Genomic DNA, 18,123 nt, shown 5'->3' on the forward strand with positions numbered 1-18,123 from the left:
CTCCAGATCGAACATGTCGGATGTCATCCTCCGGAAGGGCTGACACCGATCCGCTCAGCTCAATTCCGCCTCTCCCCGTATGTCGGCGGCGGCGCCTGCACCGTCGGCGCAGCCGCCGCGAACAGCTCGTCCTTGCGCCCCGAGAGCGGCGGATAGATCCGCTTGCGGTTGATGGTCTGCTTGGTCGCCTTCGCCGCAGCACCCGTGGTGCGCACCTCACGATCCCATCCTTCCGTATAGAGCGCGCCCCAGGCGCCGAGGTCGAGCACCGTCACGTACCAGTCGATCCGCAGCGGCAGCATCGGCAGGCCGACGAGATCGGCGACCGCGTTGTGGCCGGCGAAGCGGCCCATGGGGCGGGCGAACTGGCAGGACATCACGGTCGGATGCAGCCCGTCGACCACGCTCGAGGCGACGTCGCCGGCCGCGAACACCCCGCCGACATCGGCCAGGCGCATGAAGGGATCGACCAGCAGACGCCCGAGGCGATCGCGCCCGCCCGGAAAGCTCGCCGCCAAAGGGCTGGCACGCATCCCTCCGCACCAGATCACCGTCTGCGCCGGAATGAATTCGCCCGAGGTCAGGCGCAGGCCCGCGGCCTCGATCGAGGCGACCCGCACGCCGGGCCGCGTCTCGACGTCGAGCGAGGCCAGCGCCGTCTCGATGACTGGACGCGCGAGCGCGCCGATGCTGGCACCGACGCTCGGATTGGGATCGACCAGGATGATGCGGCGGCTGCCGGTGATGCCCGCACGCGCCAACCGGTCCGGCATCTCGGCTGCGACTTCGATGCCGGTGAAGCCGGCGCCGACCACGATCACGGTTGAATGCCCCGGTGACGGCGCGCTGCGTGCGAGCGAAGCCAGATGATCTTCGAGACGAAGCGCCGCGGCATAGGTGTCGACGTCGAAGCCGTGCGCGGCAAGGCCGGGAATGTTGGGGCGCATCAATTCGCTGCCGAGCGCGAGCACGAGGCGGTCATAGGGCAGCGTCTCCGCGCCGGCGCTGGTAACCAGTGAGATTTCGTGCCGGGCCGGATCGATGGCCTCGACCTCGCCGACGCCGTGGCTGACACCGATCGGATCGAGCAACTGCGCAAGCGGAAGCGCGACCTCGGCGAGATCCGCCTCGTAATTGCGCACGCGGATATTGTGATAGGGGTTGCGGTCGACGAGACGGATCTCGATGTCGCGGTCGCTCGCGCCGATCTCCTCGCGCTTGCGCGCAGCGCCGATGGCCGCCCACAAGCCCGCAAACCCGGCGCCCAGCACGACGATACGCGCCATCTCCGCCACGCACTCTCCAGAGAATACTTGCGGCCTGCCCGCAGCGTCAGATTAGCTCAACAGCGGGCGGCGAACAAATGCGGCCGTAGGATGGGTGGGGCGAAGCGATACCCATCGTTTCAGCTGCACAAGACGATGGGTTTCGCTTCGCTCTACCCATCCTACAAACTACGAACCAGCGACTTACCCCTCGCGCAGCTCCGAGGGCGTCGCACCAAAACGCTTGCGGAAGGCGCGGTTGAAATAGGACAGATCGGAGAAGCCGGAGGAATGCGCGATGTCGCTGATCTTGCGCATCCTGGCGCGGGGATCGCCGAGCAGTTTTCGCGCATGGAGCAGGCGCTGCTCCAGCACGAATTCGGTGAAGGTCGTGCCGGCCTGCTCGAACAGGCGCTGGGCCTGGCGCGGGCTGAGGCCAGAGCGCGTGGCAACTTCGGCGAGGCAGAGATCGTTGCGGCCGAGCGCGGCCATCACGTCGGCGCGCATGAGATCGAGGCGGGCCGCCGCCTGTCCCCGCCCGCGGGCGCGGCTTGCGTGCTCGGCATCGGTGCCGAGCAGGAGGCCGACGAGGTCGACCATGTGCTGCGCGGTCAGGCGCTGCCCGACCGCGTCGAGATGCGGGGCGTGGTTGGCGGCGAGTGCGTGATAGCGGAAGATGGTCTCGGCGACGGCACCGTCGGCGAGCACCTGCGAGAGCTTGTCCTCGGCGCGCGGAGAGATGTCGAGCAGCGCACGGCGCGGCATGCGAATGGTGGTGAAGCGGTCTACCTCGGTGTGGCCGACGCTCCCGGTCACGCTCATGTCGACCAGCACCATCTGGGCGGGCGCGAGGTCGACGGTGTGGCCGTTCTGGGCGACGCGGACGAGCCCCGCATGGGCCGAGATCAGCACGAGATCGTCGCTGCCGTCGGCGAGGTGACTCTGCGTCCGCGAATATTGCGCCGAGCCGCCTTCCGGAATGGCGAGCGTGATGTTGTCCAAGACGCTGATCTGCAGCCGGCAATCAATGCTGTCGCCCTGGCTCGGCCCGATATCGAGGCCGCAAGCCCCGATGGCCCGCTCGCGCCAATGCTCGAAGGCCGCACCGTGCGGCAGGCCGGTATATTGGTGAACGAAGATGCCCGGCGTTCTCGCTGCATCCATCTGATTTTCTCGCCCTTTCCGGCATCACCGCGTGCAAATTCCGGGGATTTGACGCCGTGGACCGGGCGGAGGTTCAAATCGGGGTCGGATTCCAGAGCACTTGTCGGGATACGACGGCAGGATGGACGGTGGCGACAGTGGCCGGGGCAGCTATTTTTGCGCGGGCGCCGGCGGCACGGTCTCGATCAGCTTGCCGGAAAACACCGGGGCGGAGGTCGGCTGGCCGTTCGGCGAGCCGCCGGCCGGCTCGACGGTGACGGCGTAGGTCGCGCCATTGACGACCTCGGCATCGTAGGAGGCGAGCAGCGGACGCGCGGTGAAATCGCCGGCGCCGATCACGCCGAGCGAGCGCGGGCGCGGAAGCTTGTCCGAGATCAGCCAGAGCTCAAAACTCTTGCCGGGCTCCGGTGTCGCGCCGACCTTGCGCACGGTGAAATTCCGCGTCGCGCCGTCGATGGTCATGATGAAGGCGGGGCCGCCGCCCTGGCCCTGCAGCAGCGCGACATATTGCGCGGAGGCGGCGAGCGGCGCGGCCGGCGTCTTTACCTCGACCGTCTGGATGCGCGGCGCGGGACGCAAGGCGCCCGGCAGCGCCTCGGGCTGGAAGATCTGCAGCGAAAGCGTCACGAGCAGCGCAGCGGCGAGCGCGCCGATTGCGGATGCGACGTTGCGCCAGCGCTTCACCCGGCCCTCGAGCCGGATCACATTGCTGTCGTCGGCAAGTGGCGCCTGCGGCGCGCGGACGACGTTGGCATCGGGAGCATGAACTTGCGGAATGAATTGCGGCGCGACGTCCGGAAGTGCATCAGGCTCGGGACGCGGCGTCTCGATCGGGCCCGCTTCGGGCTGCAGCGTCTCCGGCGGCGGCGAGCTCTCGGGCGGAGACTCCGCGGCTTCCGGCGAGAACGACTCGGGCACAGGTGGCGGCGGCGAAGCCTCGGCGCTCGCCGGCTCGACCTGCGCGGCGGCCGTGCGCGCGATCTCCGCCCTGATGTTCTCCCACACGATCGGACGCGGCTCGACCGAACCGACCATCTGGTTGAGCACGCCGAGCCGATAGGCCCAGGCCTGCACGATCTCGGCGAACGCTCCGTCCACCGCCATCATGGTCTCGACCTGCGCGCGCTCGTCGGCACCGAGCGTACCGAGCGCGTATTCCGCGGCGAGCGCGATATGGTCCTCCGTATAGGCCATCAATTGCAGTCCAGAACCACCCTCATCATCCAAGCGATCACAGTCCGAGGCACTCCCGGATATCCAGCATGCTGCGCCGCAGCCACGTCTTCACCGTGTTGACGGGCGCGACGAATTTCTCCGCCAATTGCTCGCGGCTCCAGCCGTTGTAATAGGCGAGCAGCACGAGCCTCTGACGGTCCGGCTCGAGCCGGCCGATGCATTCCAGGAGCCGCTTCAGCTCCTCGGTCATCTCGCGGCGCGCCAGCGGATCGGGACTTTCGGCCGCCACCTCCATCGCCTGAGGCTCTTCCTCGATAGAGGCTTCCGACTTCTTGCGGACGATGTCGATCGCGCGGTTGCGCGCGATCGAGGCCATCCACGTGATCGGCGAGGACAGGGCCGGATTGAACTGGCCGGCGCTGTTCCAGATCTTGACGTAAGTCTCCTGAATGACCTCCTCCGCGAGATCCTGCCTGCGCAAGATACGGAGCACGACGCCATAGAGTTTCGCGCGCGTGGCGGCGTAGAGGCGCTCGAACGCGGCCTGATCGCCCTTTGCCACCGCCTCGATCAACCCGACCAGCTCTGCTGGCGTCAGCATTCAGCCCCCTGAAACGCGGCCCGTCGCTTGCCTTCACCTCTCCCCGACGGGGAGAGGTCGATTTGCGCAGCAAATCGGGTGAGGGGGCGCAGGGCCAACGGAAGACCGTCACCCCTCACCCGGCGCTCCGCGCCGACCTCTCCCAAGGGAGAGGTGGGCACCGCCGTCGCTGGCACAGCATTCATTCCCGCCACCATAGCGCGCGGCCAAGCCGACCACCAAGGGGCGCGGCGCCACGCTGTGGACAGCCCATGCGAAAACCCGGACCTTGCGGGTCCGGGTTCTGGAATTTCCTGGATGGTCTGGCGCTAGCGGTTCAGGCGACGGCGCCGATGCGGGCGCGCATCAGGCCGATGCTGTCGAGGTCGGCCTGCTCGCGGGCGTTCTCCTCGGCGCGCTCGCGGGCCTGGTCGCGCTCGTCGAGCAGCTCGACCTTCTTCAGCTCCTCGAAGGCCTCGGCCAGTGCGGCCTTGGCTTCCTCGAGCTGGCCCTTGAGCTCGTCGGCCGAGCGGGTCAGATTCTCGCGGCGCTGGATCGCGGCCTTGGCGTAGGTCGGGTAGGCGAAGTGCGAGGGATCGTTGATCCCGGCGCGTTCCTGCTCGGTCTGGATCTCGCGTTCGAGATCGACCGACATGCGCTGGAAGTCGGCGATCATGGTCTCGATCTGGGTGACCCGGCGGCGCTTCTCGTCGACCTGGAATTTCTTCAGGCGGATGAGGGTATCTCGTGACTTCATCGACTCGTACTCCCCAGAAGTCCCCCCGCTGCACGTGGGACGATACCGGTCACCCCACGGGCCCGAAGGGGGCCCAGACCGGCTCTGCTACTCTGTGGGATCGGATGATGACGGGACAAAGTTAGCGTTCCGTTTCCAAATTGCCGAGGATTTGCGCCAATTGGCGATAGCCCTCCGCGAGCGATGCCTTTTCGTCCTTGCGCTGGCGCAGGAAGGCTTCCAGCGGCTCGTTCAGGCTGATCGCCTCGTCGACCTCGGGGCTGGAGCCGGCGCGGTAGGCGCCGAGACGGATCAATTCCTCCATGTCGGCATAGGTCGCCATCACCTGGCGCGCCTTCTGGATCACCGGCCAGAACTGCGGATCGGCCGATTTCGGCATCGTCCGCGAGACCGATTTGAGGATGTTGATCGCGGGGTAGCGGCCGCGCTCGGCGATCGAGCGCTGCATCACGATGTGGCCGTCGAGGATGCCGCGGACGGCATCGGCGATCGGCTCGTTATGGTCGTCGCCGTCGACCAGAACCGTGAAGATCGCGGTGATGGCGCCCTCGCCCAATCCCGGCCCGGCACGCTCCAGCAGCTTCGGCAACTCGGTGAAGACCGTCGGCGTATAGCCCTTGGCGGTGGGCGGCTCGCCGGCGGACAGGCCGATCTCGCGCTGGGCCATGGCAAAGCGCGTCACCGAGTCCATCAGGCAGAGCACGTCCTTGTCCTCGTCGCGAAAATATTCGGCGACCGCGAGCGTGAGGTACGCCGCCTGGCGGCGCATCAGCGCCGGCTCGTCGGAGGTCGCGACCACCACGACCGAGCGCGCAAGGCCCTCCTCGCCGAGATCGTCCTGCAGGAACTCCTGCACCTCGCGGCCGCGTTCGCCGATCAGCCCGATGACGCTGACGTCGGCATCGACGTTGCGCGCCAGCATCGACAGCAGCACCGACTTGCCGACGCCGGAGCCTGCGAAGATGCCCATGCGCTGACCGCGGCAGCAGGTGAGGAAGGTGTTCATGGCGCGCACGCCGAGATCGAGCGGGCTGCCGACGCGCTTGCGCGAATGGGCGGGCGGCGGCGTATTGCGGAACGGCATCGGCGAGGCGCCTTGCGGCAGCGGTCCCTTGCCGTCGATCGGCTCGCCCAGCGCATTGACGACGCGGCCGAGCCAGGCCGCGGATGGCCGCACCTGATTGGCGGCATTGGCGATCACCGCCTTGCAGCCGCGGCGTACGCCCTCGAGGCCGGCGAACGGCATCACCACCGCATTGTTGCCGGAGAAGCCGATCACTTCGCACGGAATGGTGCGGTTGGCGCCGGTCTCGATCACGAGCCGCGCACCGACCGACATCGCGTGAATCGGACCGGCCACCTCGACCATCAGACCGCGAACGCCGACGACGCGGCCATAGATGTTGATGCCGTCGATGTCGCCAATCTGTTCGGCAAGAGCCTTCATAAGGGGGCTGCCTTCGTCATCCGGGACATCACGGTGAAAACCTTAAGTTTCGCCATATTTCTGAACGGCGCTTAACTTCGTGTTTACCCGCATCATTAATCATTGCGTCACTGTCTTTGAGACTGAGCGTGGCTCCCCTTCAGAAGAAGGCTGAGTCGCGGGAGTCGGTTAGTGCCGTCTCTTAAAGTGGAACTTGAACGGAGCTGGGTGACGAAAGCTGCTTCACGCGCAAGACCTTAGGGCGATTCGACAAAAATTGCACCCGGGGGACTTGCGTTCCAGAATCAGAGTTTGTTAACCATCTGTTGTCAGGATCCGAATCAGTTGTTCAAAGGCGTTTTGTTGAGTGCCGCGAATGCGGCCGACCTGACGCCCAGGAGCGGCGACTATGGGGAACTGGCATGCGCGTTTTGCTGATTGAAGATGACAGCGCCGTCGCGCAGTCGATCGAGCTGATGCTGAAGTCGGAGAGCTTCAACGTCTACACGACCGATTTGGGGGAAGAAGGCGTCGATCTCGGAAAACTATACGATTACGACATTATTCTTCTCGACCTCAATCTGCCCGACATGTCCGGCTACGACGTGCTCAAGCAGCTCCGGGTCTCCAAGATCAAGACACCGATTCTGATCCTCTCCGGCCTCGCCGGCATCGAGGACAAGGTCAAGGGTCTCGGCGTCGGAGCCGACGACTACATGACCAAGCCCTTCCACAAGGACGAGCTGGTGGCCCGCATCCACGCCATCGTGCGCCGCTCCAAGGGCCATGCCCAGTCGGTCATCCAGACCGGCGACCTCGTCGTCAACCTCGACACCAAGACGGTGGAAGTCGGCGGCCAGCGCGTGCATCTGACCGGCAAGGAATACCAGATGCTGGAGCTGCTTTCGCTCCGCAAGGGCACGACCCTCACCAAGGAAATGTTCCTCAACCATCTCTATGGCGGCATGGACGAGCCCGAGCTGAAGATCATCGACGTCTTCATCTGCAAGCTCCGCAAGAAGCTCGCCAACGCCTCCGAAGGCCGTAACTTCATCGAGACAGTCTGGGGCCGCGGCTACGTGCTGCGCGAGCCGCACGAGGCCGACGAGCGCATCCCCGCCTGATCCCTGGGTTTTACGTCGCGAGCCCAGTCAAGCTCGCTCCTCCCAGCCTGGACCCCGCCGCAAATGGCGGGGTTTTCGTTTTTGGGGAAGCTTCATCCGAAACTTAACGTTTGAACCACTAGCCTTCCCCTGCCGACGAATGGTCGCTGCACGATGGGGGAACGATGATCCTGCAATCACTGGCCGGCCTGCCCGCCTTCCTGGTCTATTTCTGCACCGGGCTGATCGCGATCGTGGCCTATCTGTTCGTCTACACCCGCATCACGGCGCATAACGAATTCCAGCTCATTCGCGACAACCAGCCGGCCGCGGCGATCGCGCTCGGGCTCAGCCTGCTCGGCTTCGTGGCGCCGCTGGTCAGCGCCATCGCGCATTCGGCCAACGTGCTGGACTGCCTGATCTGGGCCACGATCGCGCTGATCGTGCAGGTCATCGTGTTCTTTCTCGTCAAGGTCCCGGTGCCGAACCTCTCGAAGCGCATCGATGCCGGCGAGCTTGCCCCCGCGATCTGGCTCGGCCTGGCCTCGCTCGCCGCGGGGCTGCTCAACGCGGCCAGCATGATCTACTGACATGATAGCGAAGTGATATGGCCGACAAACCCGCCAAAAAGGAGTTCGGCAAGCGCCGGCCGGTGGCCGAGCCGCCGCCGCGCCCGCCGGTGAAGCGCTCCGGCCACGTCGCGCTGCTGGTGATGGGCACGATCGCCGTCGGCACCACCGCCTACACCTTGATGCCGCGGCAGAATTGCGAGCCCTCTCCCGGCGCCGTGCCCGGACAGACGACCACGACCTGCACCAGCAGCAGCAGTTCGTCGGGCGGCAGCAGCTCGCGCTGGTCGTCGCGGTCGAGCTTCTTCAGCGGCGATTCCTCGAGCCATTCCTCGTCGGGCCCATCGTCGGATTCCGGCCACAGCAGCGTGAGCCGTGGCGGCTTCGGCTCGTTCGGTCACGGCTTCTCCGGCGGCGGCTGACCCATGCAGCGCATCACCTGCCTCGAGCGCGACGACTGGCGAGAGACCGCGGCACGATGCGGCTTCGTCTTCCACACCATCGACGGCGAGCGCTATTGGGACGAGCGCGCCTATTACGGCTTCACGCTGGACGAGATCGAACGCGGCATCGAGACGCCGACCGGCGAGATCGATGCGATGTGCCTGGAGCTTGCCGGACGCGTCATCGGCGACGAGCGCTTCCTGCGGCGGTTGAAGATTCCGGAAGCATTCTGGGGCCTGATCGCCGAGAGCTGGAAGCGCGACGACCGCAGCCTCTACGGCCGGCTCGATCTGAGGTTCGACGGCAAGTCGCCGGCAAAGCTGCTCGAATACAATGCCGACACGCCGACCTCGATCTTCGAGGCCGCGGTATTCCAATGGACCTGGCTCGAGCAGGCGATCGAACGCCGCGTCATCCCGGCGCGTGCCGACCAGTTCAACTCCATCCATGAGCGGCTGATCGCGGCATGGAAGGAGATTGCCGGCGGCCGTCCCGTCCATCTCACCGGGATCACCGGCAACGAGGAAGACGCCGGCACGCTCGCTTATCTCGAAGACACCGCGCGCCAGGCCGGACTCTCGACGACGCTGCTCGACATCGAGCAGGTCGGCTGGCGCGACGAGGCCGGCGGCTTCGTCGATCTCGACGAGAACGACATCGCGCTCGCCTTCAAGCTCTATCCCTGGGAATGGATGTTCCAGGACGCCTTCGGCACAAAGCTGAAGGATGCGCCGACGCGCTGGATCGAGCCGCCGTGGAAGGCGGTGCTGTCCAACAAGGGCATCTTGCCACTGCTCTGGGAGATGTTTCCGAACCATCCCAATCTGCTGCCGGCCTTCTTCGAGGACGACCCGCTCGCCGCCGAGCTCGGCACGTCCTATGTCCGCAAGCCGCTGCTGTCGCGCGAGGGTGCCAATGTCACGATCGTGTCCGGCGGACTGCCGCTCGACGAGCAGGCAGGCCCCTACGGCGCCGAAGGCTTCGTGCGCCAGGCATTGTCACCGCTGCCGAACTTTTCGGGCTTCTATCCGGTGATCGGAAGCTGGCTGGTGAACCACGAGCCCTGCGGGCTGTCGATCCGCGAGGACGAGAGCCCGATCACGGGCAACCGCTCGCGATTTTTGCCGCACGCGATTTTGTGAGGTCTTCTCCTCTCCCCCGTTCCTACGGGGAGAGAGTTGGGGTGAGGGGCTGCTTCCGCAAAAATGGTGACAGATTGACTCGCGGAGAGTCCCCCTCACCCGGATTGCATCTTCGATGCAATCCGACCTCTCCCCGCAAGCGGGGCGAGGTAAGAAAGTATCACCTCGCCGCAGCAACCCTCAGCGGCTGCGGCATCAGCCCGCCCATCGCCCGGCCGGAGCGCGCGGGATTGAGCTGGTACAGGCCGCGGCGCTCAGTGATGGGGCGGAACACGTCGGTGATGCCGACGACGGATTCGGCAGCCCCCAGCAGCAGCGTGCCGTCGGCCTCCATCGCCTTCGCCATCCGCTCGAAGATCACCGCCTTGGTGTCCTGGTCGAAATAGATCAGAACGTTGCGACAGAAGATCACGTCGAAGGTGCCGAGATGCGAGAAGTCCTGCAGCAGATTGAGCTGGCGGAATTGCACCATGGCGCGAATATCGGCGTTGAGCTGCCAGAGCTCGCCGGTTTGCGTGAAGTATTTCACCAGATGCTGGATCGGCAGGCCGCGCTGCACCTCGAACTGGCTGTAGATGCCGGCCTTGGATTTCTCCAGCACCTCCTGCGACAGGTCGGTGGCGACGATCTCGATGCGCCAGCCGGCGAGAGCTGAGCCCATCTCCTTCACGCACATCGCGATCGAATAGGGCTCCTGCCCGGTCGAGGAGGCCGCCGACCAGATGCGGAGCGACTTGCGCGCCGCACGCGCCTGGATCAAGCCCGGCAGGATGGTGTCGCGCAGGTGATCGAACGGAATCTTGTCGCGGTAGAAGAACGTCTCGTTGGTGGTCATCGCTTCGACCACGTCGGTCGCAAGCCGGCCGTCGCCGTTCCTGATCTTCAGAACGAGATCGGGAATGCCGGGAAGGCTTGCCTTGCGGGCGAGCGGCAGCAGCCGGCTCTCGACCAGATATTGCTTGTCGGCGGAGAGATCGAGGCCGGAGCGCTCTTTCAGGAACTTGCGCAGATAATCATAGTCGGTGGGTGTCACGCGCGATCTCCCGCGAACAGGCGGTTGACCTTGGCGCCGATCTGGTTGAGCGGCAGGATCGCCGCGCAGATGCCGGCATTGGCCGCCGCACCCGGCATGCCCCAGACCACGCTGGAGGCTTCGTCCTGCGCGATCACGCTGCCGCCGGCGGCGACGATGTCCTTGCCGCCGCGCATGCCGTCCGAGCCCATGCCGGTCAGGATCACCGAGAGAATGCTGCCGTGCCAGACGTCGATGGCGGAGGTGAAGAGCGGATCGACCGCGGGCTTGCAGAAATTGACGGCGGGGCCGTCGTCGAGCGCGATCACGGGATCAGCGCCGCTGCGCGCGACGCGCATATGCTTGCCGCCCGGTGCGAGGTAAATCCGTCCCGGCTTGACCGGCTCGCCGTCGACGGCCTCGGCCGCCGGCCGGCGGCTCGAACGCGCCAGATGCTCGGCCAGGATGGTGGTGAAGGTCGGCGGCATGTGCTGGGTGATCAGCACCGGGAAGCGATCGATCACGGGGCCGAGCTCGGTGACGAGCGACATCAGCGCCTGGGGACCGCCGGTCGAGGAGCCGATCAGCAGAACCTTGGGTGCCTGGGTCGAGAACGGACGCGTTGACGGCGATCCTGAGGACGGGGCAGGCACCGCCGGAGCGGGCGCAGGCGCGGCAGGCCGCGCAACGGGGCCGCGCGCGACGGGAGCCGGGCTCGCGGGCGCCAGCGGCGGGCTCGCGACCGCGGATTTGCGGCGCAGCCGCGCGCCGAGATGGCGGATCTTCTGGATCAGGTCGTGATGGAAGATGTCCGCGGCCGAGGCCTCACGCGTCGATTCCGGCTTGGGAATGTAATCGGCCGCGCCGAGCGACAACGCCTTGAAGCTGATCTCCGCGTTGCGGCGGGTCAGCGTCGAAGCCATGATGATGACGAGATCGCGCTTCTTCGCGAGCAGTTGCGGCAGCGCCGAGAGGCCATCGAGCTCGGGCATTTCGATGTCGAGCACGGCAACATCGGGATTGATGCGATCGAGCTGGTTGACCGCCTCGAGCCCGGTGCGCAGCGAGGCCGCTACCTCCATGTCGTGCTCGGCACCGATCCAACGCGAGATCAGACCGCGGATGACGACGGAGTCGTCGACGATCATCACCCGCAGCGGCCCGGCTTCGCGTGACGTGCCCGTGGTCGAATTACCTGCGAACGCAACACTCATTACTCACCAACTCAGACTGAAACGGTTCAGTTGAAAACAGGCGCCGAAGGATCCGTTCAGCCTCCGGGCGATCGCTCAGATCAGGCCGACTTCCTGAAATTTCGCCGTCACGATGTCCTTGTCGAAGGGCTTCATGATGTACTCGTTGGCGCCGGCGTGCAGCGCGCGCGCAATATGCGCGACGTCGTTCTCGGTGGTGCAGAACACGACCTTGGGCTGGTCGCCGCCGGGCATGCGGCGGAGATGGCCGAGGAACTCGTAGCCATCCATGACCGGCATGTTCCAGTCGAGCAGCACCGCGTCGGGCAGGCCGCGCTTGCAGGCCTCCAACGCCTTCTCACCGTCCTCGGCTTCGAGGATCTGGAAGTCGAGCCCCTCCAGGATCCGGCGCGCAACCTTTCGGATGACGCTGGAATCATCAACGACGAGACAAGTCCGCATGTGAACCTCTGCTTCCTTCCCCCTTTGCGGGGGCACTTCCAAAGTCCTCGGCGGCAATGCCGCCGTATCAGGCCGCCATCATCTCGGGCGCGAGCTCGAGGACGCGGTCGACGTCGAGGACGACCATGAGCTGGCCGTCGAGGCGGTGGACACCGCCGGCGAGCTTGGCCATGCGGGGATCGAGGTTGACGGGGTTCTCTTCCTTGCCGTCCTCGGGCAGGCGCAGCACCTCGCCGATCTGGTCGATCAGGAGGCCGTAGGATTCGCCGCGGAGGTCGACGCCGACCGCCATCGGCAGCTTGCCGTCCTCGGGCTGCGGCAGGCCGAGACGGGCGCGCATGTCGACCACGGTGACGATGCGGCCGCGCAGATTGAGCACGCCCGCGATCTCGCGCGAGGCCAGCGGAACGCGGGTGACGCGCTCGGGCATGAACACGTCCTGGACGCGCGAGATCGGCAGGCCGAACAGCTGGCCGCCGATCATCGCGGTGACGTACTCGACCATGGCGCCTTCGGTGGTCTGCATCTTGTTGGCCATAAGCGTATCTCCTGATCCCGCTGGTTACGCCGCTGCCCGGCTCAGCTCGGAGGCGCCGGCGGCGCCCGCGGTCTGCTCCTTCAGCGCCGCGATCAGACCGGGACGGTCGAACTTGGCGACATAATCGTGGAAGCCGGCCTGGCGGCCGCGCTCGATCGCCGCCGGCGACACCAGCGCCGACAGGCCGATGATCGGCGTCGAAGCCAGGTTGTTGTCGGAGCGGATCGTCTCGGCAAACTCGAACCCGTTCATGTCGGGCATCTCGATGTCGGTCAGGATCACGTCGAAGGTCTGGGCGCGCAGTGCGGCGAGGCCCTCCTGCGCGGTCGGCGCGGTGCGGACGCGGTAGCCGGCGGCTTTGAGCACCGGCGCCAGCATGTTGCGGAAGAAGGCCGAGTCGTCGACCAGCAGCACCGACTGCGAGTGCAGCGACGGCTTCATCTCCTTGCGGGTGAACCAGTCGGCGAACGCCATCGGCAGGAAGTGACCGACGTCGATCACCTCGGTGGCCTGGCCCTTGATCACGGCCGAGCCGAGAATGCCGGAGGAGGAGCCGCCGACCTCGATGTTGAGGCGCTCCTCGACGATGTCGATGATCTCGTCGACGACGAGGCCCATGGAGCGGCCGTCGTCGGCGAACACCAGGATCGGCTGGGCGCCCTGGCTGGCGATGGTGACGCCTTCCATGGCGACCAGCGGCATCAGCTGCTCGCGGTACTGCACCATGTAGCGGCCGTTGGAGAACTCGATCTTGTCGGCGGGCAGCTCTTCCAGGCGCGTGACGAGACCGAGCGGGACCGCCTTGGGCTGCGAGGAGCCGGCGCGGAAGACGAGGAGCGAGGTGGTCTGCTCGCCGGAGCCGATGTGATGGGCGCCGTTCTCGTCGCCCATGTCATGGGCCGAGGAGCCGGCGGCGCCGAGCGCCTTGGCAATACCGTTGGGGTCGATGATCATGATCACCGCGCCATCGCCAAGGATGGTGTTGCCGGAGAACATGTCGATGTGACGCAGCTTCGTCGACATCGGCTTCACGACGATCTCTTCCGTATGGAATACACCATCCACGACGATGCCGAAGGTCTGGCTGCCGACCTGGGTGACCACGATGAAACCGTTCTCGGGATCGGAGGCCGCGCCGTCGTCGATCTTGAGCAGCTTCTTCAGATGGATCAGCGGCAAGAGCTTGTTGCGGAGCCTGAGGACGGCGGTGTCCTTGATGCGCTCGATGCGGTGCTCGGAGTTGGCGCGGGCCCGCACCAATTCCACCACCGAGAGCTGCGGGATCGCAAAGCGGTCGCCGGCGGCTTCGACGATCAGGGCGGAGACGATGGCGAGCGTCAGCGGGATCTTGATGGTGACGGAGGAGCCCTCGCCGGCCACGCTCTTGATGTCGATGGTGCCGCCGATCTGGTCGATATTGGTGCGCACCACGTCCATGCCGACGCCGCGGCCCGAGACCGAGGTGATGGCGGCCGCGGTCGAGAAGCCCGGCGCGAAGATGAACTTGTGGATCTGGGCTTCCGACATCTTCTCCAGCTCGGCCTCGGTGACGAGACCGGAGGAGATCGCCTTGGCCTTGATCTTCTCGGTGTTGAGGCCACGGCCGTTGTCGGCGATGCAGATGATGATGTGGCCGCCCTCGTGATAGGCGGACAGGCGGATGGTGCCCTGCTCGCCCTTGCCGCTGGCGAGGCGCTCGGCGGGGGTCTCAAGGCCATGATCGGCGGAGTTGCGCACCATGTGGGTGAGCGGGTCCTTGATCAGGTCGAGCACCTGGCGGTCGAGCTCGGTGTCGGCGCCGTGCATCTCGAGCTCGATCTGCTTGCCGAGCTCGGATGAGAGGTCGCGGACGATGCGGGGCAGCTTCTGCCAGGCATTGCCGATCGGCTGCATGCGCGTCTTCATGACGCCCTCCTGCAACTCGGCGGTGACGTTGGAGAGGCGCTGCAGCGGCACCTTGAACTCGGTGTCCTCGTTGCGACGGGAGATCTCCAGGAGCTGGTTGCGGGTCAGGACCAGCTCGGAGACCATGGTCATCAGGTGCTCCAGCGTATCCACGTTGACGCGGATCGACTGGTTGGCGATGCTGGCACCTTCGCCGGCGCTCTCGTCGGCGATCGACTTCTTCGGCGCCGCCTTCTCCCTGGCGGGCTTGGCTTCTTTTGCGACAGGCGCTTCAGCGGCAGGCGCAGCCTCGGCCTTGGCGGCGGGCACGGGCGCTTCGATCGCGGTCTCGCGGAAGGCGCGCTCGAGCTCGTCGAGCGAGACCTCGCCCGGGCGCAACGGACGCTCCAGGGTCTGCTCGATCAGCGTGCCCGTGGTCATCTCCTTGGCGGGTGCAGCAGCCGGGGCTTCCGGCACCAGCGGCGGGGCGTCGGCAACGGGAGCAGCGCCGCTCGGCATCGGCTGCGCCGAGCCGGACGCGATCGGCGAAGCCGACGCTGACATTGCGGCCATGCCCTGCTCGACCATCGCCTCCAGCTTGTCGATGAGATCGCGGTCGTTGCCCTCAGGCTCGGCCTCGGTCGCCTCCAGCCCTGCGAGGATCTCCTTGATGCGGTCGATCGAGGACAGGATCACCGTCACCGCCTCGGCGGTGACAGGCATGCCGTCACGGAATTTGCCCATCAAGGTCTCGCCGGCATGCGCCAGCGCTTCGAGCCGCGGCAAACCCAGGAAGCCGCAGGTGCCCTTGATGGTGTGGACCAGGCGGAAGATGTTATCCAGGATCTTGGCGTTGTTCGGCTCCTGCTCGAACTTCACCAGCTGATTGTCCACGGTGTCCAGGCTCTCGCTGGTCTCCGTCAGAAACTCCCGCAACAGATCATCCATGAAAACAGGCCTTCATACAGGAAGGGCGCGCACGAGGCGTGATGCGCCATTTCGGAATGGGGCCAGCTTCACCGCAAAGCGTTTAATATTGGTTGAGTATGTGCAAAAGAACGGAACCAACAAAGAGATAAGGCGCCCCGGACAAGCCGAAGCGCCTCGTCAAGATTGGATTAACGTTTCGCGAGCGGCGCTTCGCGTTTACGAAGCGGTAACGATGATGGCTTCGCCTTCCGGCTTGAGCGTCACGGTGAGCCCGCAGGCCTGCGCGAGCAGCCGCGTATAATAAGGCTGGATCGCATGCGCATCCGCAGCCGGACCGCGCTCGCCGCTCAGGAGCTCCGAGATGTTCTGCGGCAGGCGCGCGTTGTGTCCGGTCGCGGTGATGCGAAAGCTCATCGCCTCGCCCTCGCCGACCGGATCGACCGTCAGCATGCCGCCCCGCGGGATCGTGTGCTGGGCGACGACCAGCATGTTGAGCAGCAGCTTGACGCGATTCTTCGGCAGCAGCAGTCGCGGCAGATTCCACGTGATCGAGCACTTGCCGTCCTCGATATGGCCTTTCGCCATGGTCTGGGCATCGCCGAGGTCGATCTGCGCGCCGGAGGAGCCGGCCGCGCCGAAGGCAAGGCGGCAGAACTGGAGCCGGGCGGAGGCCGTCTTGGCGCTCTTGCGAATCAGGTCGAGCGCGAACTCGCGGTCCTCGGGCTTGGGATCGTCGTCGAGCACTTCGAGCCCGTTGACGATGGCGCCGACGGGGCTGATGAGATCGTGGCAGACCCGCGAGCACAGGAGCGCGGCGAGTTCGAGCATATCGGGAGCAGTAGCGGTCGCGGGCGACGAAGCGTCAGACATATAATGGGGTCCTGGAGGGTTCCTGGAATTGCACGGCGCTGGACGCCGCGAATCACGCATGCTTGACGGATGCTGCGGGTTCTAACATTCGCAAGCCTGCGGCAGCTAGCTTGCGATCGGCTCTCAGCGGCCATAAGCCCAAGCGAATCGACCGGGGCGAATCAGTGGACGAGGAACGATTTTGCCGACAGATGAGGCATGCAGGTGAAGCGGATCATTGACGGAACGGCCGCCTTTGGCCTGATGGAGCCGCTGACCGCGCTGGTGGTGAAGGCGGGCGAGGCGATCCTCGCCGTCAACCGCGCTGCCATGCGGATCGACGGCAAGCAGGATGGCTCGCCGGTGACCGAGGCCGACCTTGCCGCCGACCGCATCATCGCGGACGGTCTCGCGCAGCTCGCGGGCGACGTTCCGACGCTGTCGGAGGAACGGACCCAGCTCGCCTCCCCACCGTTTCAGGGCAGCTTCTTCCTGATCGATCCGCTCGACGGCACCAAGGAGTTCGTCGCCGGGCGCGACGAGTTCACCGTCAACCTCGCATTGGTGACGGACGGCGTGCCGCTGCTCGGCATCGTCTCCGCCCCCGCGCTCGGCCTGATGTGGCGCGGCATCGTCGGCCACGGCGCCGAGCGCGTGAGGTTCGACGGCGCGACGATCACAGCCGCCGAGCCAATCCGCACCCGCAAGCTGCCGACCCGGGGGGAGCCCTGGATCGCCGCGGTAAGCCGTTCGCATGGCGATGCCCAAAGCGAGGCGTTCATCGCCGACAGGCCCAATGCGGTCAGGATGACGTGCGGCTCGGCCGTGAAGTTCGGCCGCATCGCGGAAGGCAGCGCCGACATCTATCCCCGTTTCGGGCCGACCTCGGAATGGGACGTCGGGGCCGGCTGCGCGGTCGTGACCGCGGCCGGCGGCCAGGTGACCGACGGCAAGGGCGGCGAGCTCCGATTCGGCCAGCGCCGCGATACCGGCTTCATCATCCCGGAATTCATCGCCTGGGGCGACCCGGAGGCGGTAGGCTGCCACTGAGCGGGCTCGTTACTGCCCGAGCTTCTCCTGCAGGGCCGGCCAGCGCTTGGCCACCTCGTAGAGGAAGCGCTCGGGGTCGGCCACGAAGGCGTCGCGATTGTCCTCCCGGCTGAACAAATAGAGGCGCTGCGCCACGATCGCGAAGAAATGCGGATTGGCGGCGACGGTGACGCCGCGGGCGATATCGACCGGATCATAACCGCCGAATTGCGGTCCGTAGATCTCGGGATAGGCCAGGAAAGAGGCGCGGTTGCCCTCGTTCCGGAAGCGCCACACAGCCCCCCAGAGGTTCGCCTCGAACTCCGCCGTGCCCTGCACGGCCGCCCCAGTGACGAAATAGGCGACGGGGTCGAAGCCCTCGATGGCGACCCCGGTGAAGCGGTTGACGACGATGCGCTCGGTGGTGGCGGCCCACGCGGGCCCGCCCGCACTGAGGATCCAAATGCCCGCCAGCAGGCAGAGGCAGCGGGCGATCAAGGCAATTCCGGGGCGCAAAGGGCTATCTTCCTGCCGTTGTGCCGTCATAGTTGCTGCGGATAACATCCGAGTCGAGGGGACATCCGGCGCAACCTAGAGCCG

At 66.1% G+C, this 18,123-nt stretch carries 18 protein-coding genes; 5 read left to right on the plus strand and 13 right to left on the minus strand.

The features are described 5' to 3' along the window. Nucleotides 1-59: 59 nt before the first annotated feature. The 6 genes from BDOA9_RS00705 to fliI all read right to left on the minus strand — a co-directional run bounded on the left by BDOA9_RS00705 (nt 60) and on the right by fliI (nt 6,389). Nucleotides 60-1,286, minus strand: a complete 1,227-nt coding sequence (locus BDOA9_RS00705; RefSeq protein ID WP_025032031.1) for an NAD(P)/FAD-dependent oxidoreductase — start codon at nt 1,284-1,286, stop codon at nt 60-62. A gap of 183 nt (nt 1,287-1,469) precedes the next feature. Further along, nucleotides 1,470-2,429, minus strand: a complete 960-nt coding sequence (locus BDOA9_RS00710) for a helix-turn-helix transcriptional regulator (protein ID WP_025032032.1) — start codon at nt 2,427-2,429, stop codon at nt 1,470-1,472. A gap of 150 nt (nt 2,430-2,579) precedes the next feature. Then, nucleotides 2,580-3,623, minus strand: a complete 1,044-nt coding sequence (locus BDOA9_RS00715) for an anti-sigma factor (RefSeq protein WP_025032033.1) — start codon at nt 3,621-3,623, stop codon at nt 2,580-2,582. A gap of 37 nt (nt 3,624-3,660) precedes the next feature. Beyond that, the gene (locus BDOA9_RS00720; RefSeq protein ID WP_025032034.1) at nt 3,661-4,206 is read right to left on the minus strand and encodes a sigma-70 family RNA polymerase sigma factor; all 546 of its coding nucleotides are present in this window, start codon (nt 4,204-4,206) and stop codon (nt 3,661-3,663) included. A 316-nt stretch (nt 4,207-4,522) separates the two neighbouring features. After that, entirely contained in the window at nt 4,523-4,942 is a 420-nt protein-coding gene (gene fliJ / locus BDOA9_RS00725) for a flagellar export protein FliJ (protein ID WP_025032035.1), read from the minus strand. Nucleotides 4,943-5,063: 121 nt separating this feature from the next. Next, nucleotides 5,064-6,389 carry a flagellar protein export ATPase FliI gene (fliI, locus tag BDOA9_RS00730; RefSeq protein WP_025032036.1) on the minus strand — a complete coding sequence of 442 codons (1,326 nt, stop codon included), beginning with the start codon at nt 6,387-6,389 and terminating at the stop codon, nt 5,064-5,066. Between the two features lie 401 nt (nt 6,390-6,790). Here fliI and ctrA point away from each other — a divergent pair, with 401 nt between their 5' ends. The 4 genes from ctrA (at nt 6,791) to BDOA9_RS00750 (ending at nt 9,626) form a co-directional block, all read left to right on the plus strand. Next, a complete protein-coding gene (gene ctrA / locus BDOA9_RS00735; protein ID WP_016848562.1) occupies nt 6,791-7,492 on the plus strand; it encodes a response regulator transcription factor CtrA in 702 nt (233 codons plus the stop codon). Nucleotides 7,493-7,656: 164 nt separating this feature from the next. Continuing rightward, nucleotides 7,657-8,061 carry a DUF350 domain-containing protein gene (locus BDOA9_RS00740; RefSeq protein WP_025032037.1) on the plus strand — a complete coding sequence of 135 codons (405 nt, stop codon included), beginning with the start codon at nt 7,657-7,659 and terminating at the stop codon, nt 8,059-8,061. A 17-nt stretch (nt 8,062-8,078) separates the two neighbouring features. Continuing rightward, entirely contained in the window at nt 8,079-8,462 is a 384-nt protein-coding gene (locus BDOA9_RS00745) for a hypothetical protein (RefSeq protein ID WP_025032038.1), read from the plus strand. Between the two features lie 3 nt (nt 8,463-8,465). Continuing rightward, a complete protein-coding gene (locus BDOA9_RS00750) occupies nt 8,466-9,626 on the plus strand; it encodes a glutathionylspermidine synthase family protein (RefSeq protein ID WP_025032039.1) in 1,161 nt (386 codons plus the stop codon). A 160-nt stretch (nt 9,627-9,786) separates the two neighbouring features. Here the strand turns inward: BDOA9_RS00750 and BDOA9_RS00755 are convergent, their stop codons facing one another. The 6 genes from BDOA9_RS00755 to chpT all read right to left on the minus strand — a co-directional run bounded on the left by BDOA9_RS00755 (nt 9,787) and on the right by chpT (nt 16,515). After that, nucleotides 9,787-10,659 (minus strand): CheR family methyltransferase, encoded by an 873-nt coding sequence (locus BDOA9_RS00755; RefSeq protein ID WP_025032040.1) that lies wholly within the window; start codon nt 10,657-10,659, stop codon nt 9,787-9,789. Beyond that, complete coding sequence (locus BDOA9_RS00760) at nt 10,656-11,852, minus strand: protein-glutamate methylesterase/protein-glutamine glutaminase (protein ID WP_025032041.1); 1,197 nt, start codon at nt 11,850-11,852, stop codon at nt 10,656-10,658. Before BDOA9_RS00760 ends, BDOA9_RS00755 begins: the two co-directional genes overlap by 4 nt. Nucleotides 11,853-11,927: 75 nt before the next feature. Continuing rightward, on the minus strand, nt 11,928-12,293 hold the full coding sequence (locus BDOA9_RS00765) for a response regulator (protein WP_007600538.1): 366 nt from the start codon (nt 12,291-12,293) through the stop codon (nt 11,928-11,930). A gap of 67 nt (nt 12,294-12,360) precedes the next feature. Then, nucleotides 12,361-12,831, minus strand: coding sequence for a chemotaxis protein CheW (locus BDOA9_RS00770; protein ID WP_025032042.1), 471 nt, complete (start codon nt 12,829-12,831; stop codon nt 12,361-12,363). A 24-nt stretch (nt 12,832-12,855) separates the two neighbouring features. Then, nucleotides 12,856-15,663, minus strand: a complete 2,808-nt coding sequence (locus tag BDOA9_RS00775; protein WP_025032043.1) for a hybrid sensor histidine kinase/response regulator — start codon at nt 15,661-15,663, stop codon at nt 12,856-12,858. Between the two features lie 198 nt (nt 15,664-15,861). Next, a complete protein-coding gene (gene chpT / locus BDOA9_RS00780; RefSeq protein WP_025032044.1) occupies nt 15,862-16,515 on the minus strand; it encodes a histidine phosphotransferase ChpT in 654 nt (217 codons plus the stop codon). A gap of 198 nt (nt 16,516-16,713) precedes the next feature. On the opposite strand from chpT, the gene BDOA9_RS00785 reads away from it, so the two are divergent. Next, nucleotides 16,714-17,544: a 3'(2'),5'-bisphosphate nucleotidase CysQ family protein gene (locus BDOA9_RS00785; protein WP_152033074.1), complete on the plus strand. Its 831-nt coding sequence runs from the start codon at nt 16,714-16,716 to the stop codon at nt 17,542-17,544. Nucleotides 17,545-17,553: 9 nt separating this feature from the next. Here BDOA9_RS00785 and BDOA9_RS00790 read toward each other — a convergent pair whose 3' ends face one another. Beyond that, the gene (locus tag BDOA9_RS00790; protein ID WP_025032046.1) at nt 17,554-18,039 is read right to left on the minus strand and encodes a YHS domain-containing (seleno)protein; all 486 of its coding nucleotides are present in this window, start codon (nt 18,037-18,039) and stop codon (nt 17,554-17,556) included. Nucleotides 18,040-18,123: the final 84 nt, after the last annotated feature.

The sequence above is a fragment of the Bradyrhizobium sp. DOA9 genome (assembly GCF_000617845.2).
GTDB lineage: Bacteria > Pseudomonadota > Alphaproteobacteria > Rhizobiales > Xanthobacteraceae > Bradyrhizobium.

What these genes read in the sequence shown, in the direction of transcription:
- BDOA9_RS00705 (WP_025032031.1), bottom strand. Translation starts at nt 1,286, where the DNA reads ATGGCGCGTATCGTCGTGCTGGGCGCCGGGTTTGCGGGCTTGTGGGCG.
- BDOA9_RS00710 (WP_025032032.1), bottom strand. Translation starts at nt 2,429, where the DNA reads ATGGATGCAGCGAGAACGCCGGGCATCTTCGTTCACCAATATACCGGC.
- BDOA9_RS00715 (WP_025032033.1), bottom strand. Translation starts at nt 3,623, where the DNA reads ATGGCCTATACGGAGGACCATATCGCGCTCGCCGCGGAATACGCGCTC.
- BDOA9_RS00720 (WP_025032034.1), bottom strand. Translation starts at nt 4,206, where the DNA reads ATGCTGACGCCAGCAGAGCTGGTCGGGTTGATCGAGGCGGTGGCAAAG.
- fliJ (WP_025032035.1), bottom strand. Translation starts at nt 4,942, where the DNA reads ATGAAGTCACGAGATACCCTCATCCGCCTGAAGAAATTCCAGGTCGAC.
- fliI (WP_025032036.1), bottom strand. Translation starts at nt 6,389, where the DNA reads ATGAAGGCTCTTGCCGAACAGATTGGCGACATCGACGGCATCAACATC.
- ctrA (WP_016848562.1), top strand. Translation starts at nt 6,791, where the DNA reads ATGCGCGTTTTGCTGATTGAAGATGACAGCGCCGTCGCGCAGTCGATC.
- BDOA9_RS00740 (WP_025032037.1), top strand. Translation starts at nt 7,657, where the DNA reads ATGATCCTGCAATCACTGGCCGGCCTGCCCGCCTTCCTGGTCTATTTC.
- BDOA9_RS00745 (WP_025032038.1), top strand. Translation starts at nt 8,079, where the DNA reads ATGGCCGACAAACCCGCCAAAAAGGAGTTCGGCAAGCGCCGGCCGGTG.
- BDOA9_RS00750 (WP_025032039.1), top strand. Translation starts at nt 8,466, where the DNA reads ATGCAGCGCATCACCTGCCTCGAGCGCGACGACTGGCGAGAGACCGCG.
- BDOA9_RS00760 (WP_025032041.1), bottom strand. Translation starts at nt 11,852, where the DNA reads ATGAGTGTTGCGTTCGCAGGTAATTCGACCACGGGCACGTCACGCGAA.
- BDOA9_RS00765 (WP_007600538.1), bottom strand. Translation starts at nt 12,293, where the DNA reads ATGCGGACTTGTCTCGTCGTTGATGATTCCAGCGTCATCCGAAAGGTT.
- BDOA9_RS00770 (WP_025032042.1), bottom strand. Translation starts at nt 12,831, where the DNA reads ATGGCCAACAAGATGCAGACCACCGAAGGCGCCATGGTCGAGTACGTC.
- BDOA9_RS00775 (WP_025032043.1), bottom strand. Translation starts at nt 15,663, where the DNA reads ATGGATGATCTGTTGCGGGAGTTTCTGACGGAGACCAGCGAGAGCCTG.
- chpT (WP_025032044.1), bottom strand. Translation starts at nt 16,515, where the DNA reads ATGTCTGACGCTTCGTCGCCCGCGACCGCTACTGCTCCCGATATGCTC.
- BDOA9_RS00785 (WP_152033074.1), top strand. Translation starts at nt 16,714, where the DNA reads ATGCAGGTGAAGCGGATCATTGACGGAACGGCCGCCTTTGGCCTGATG.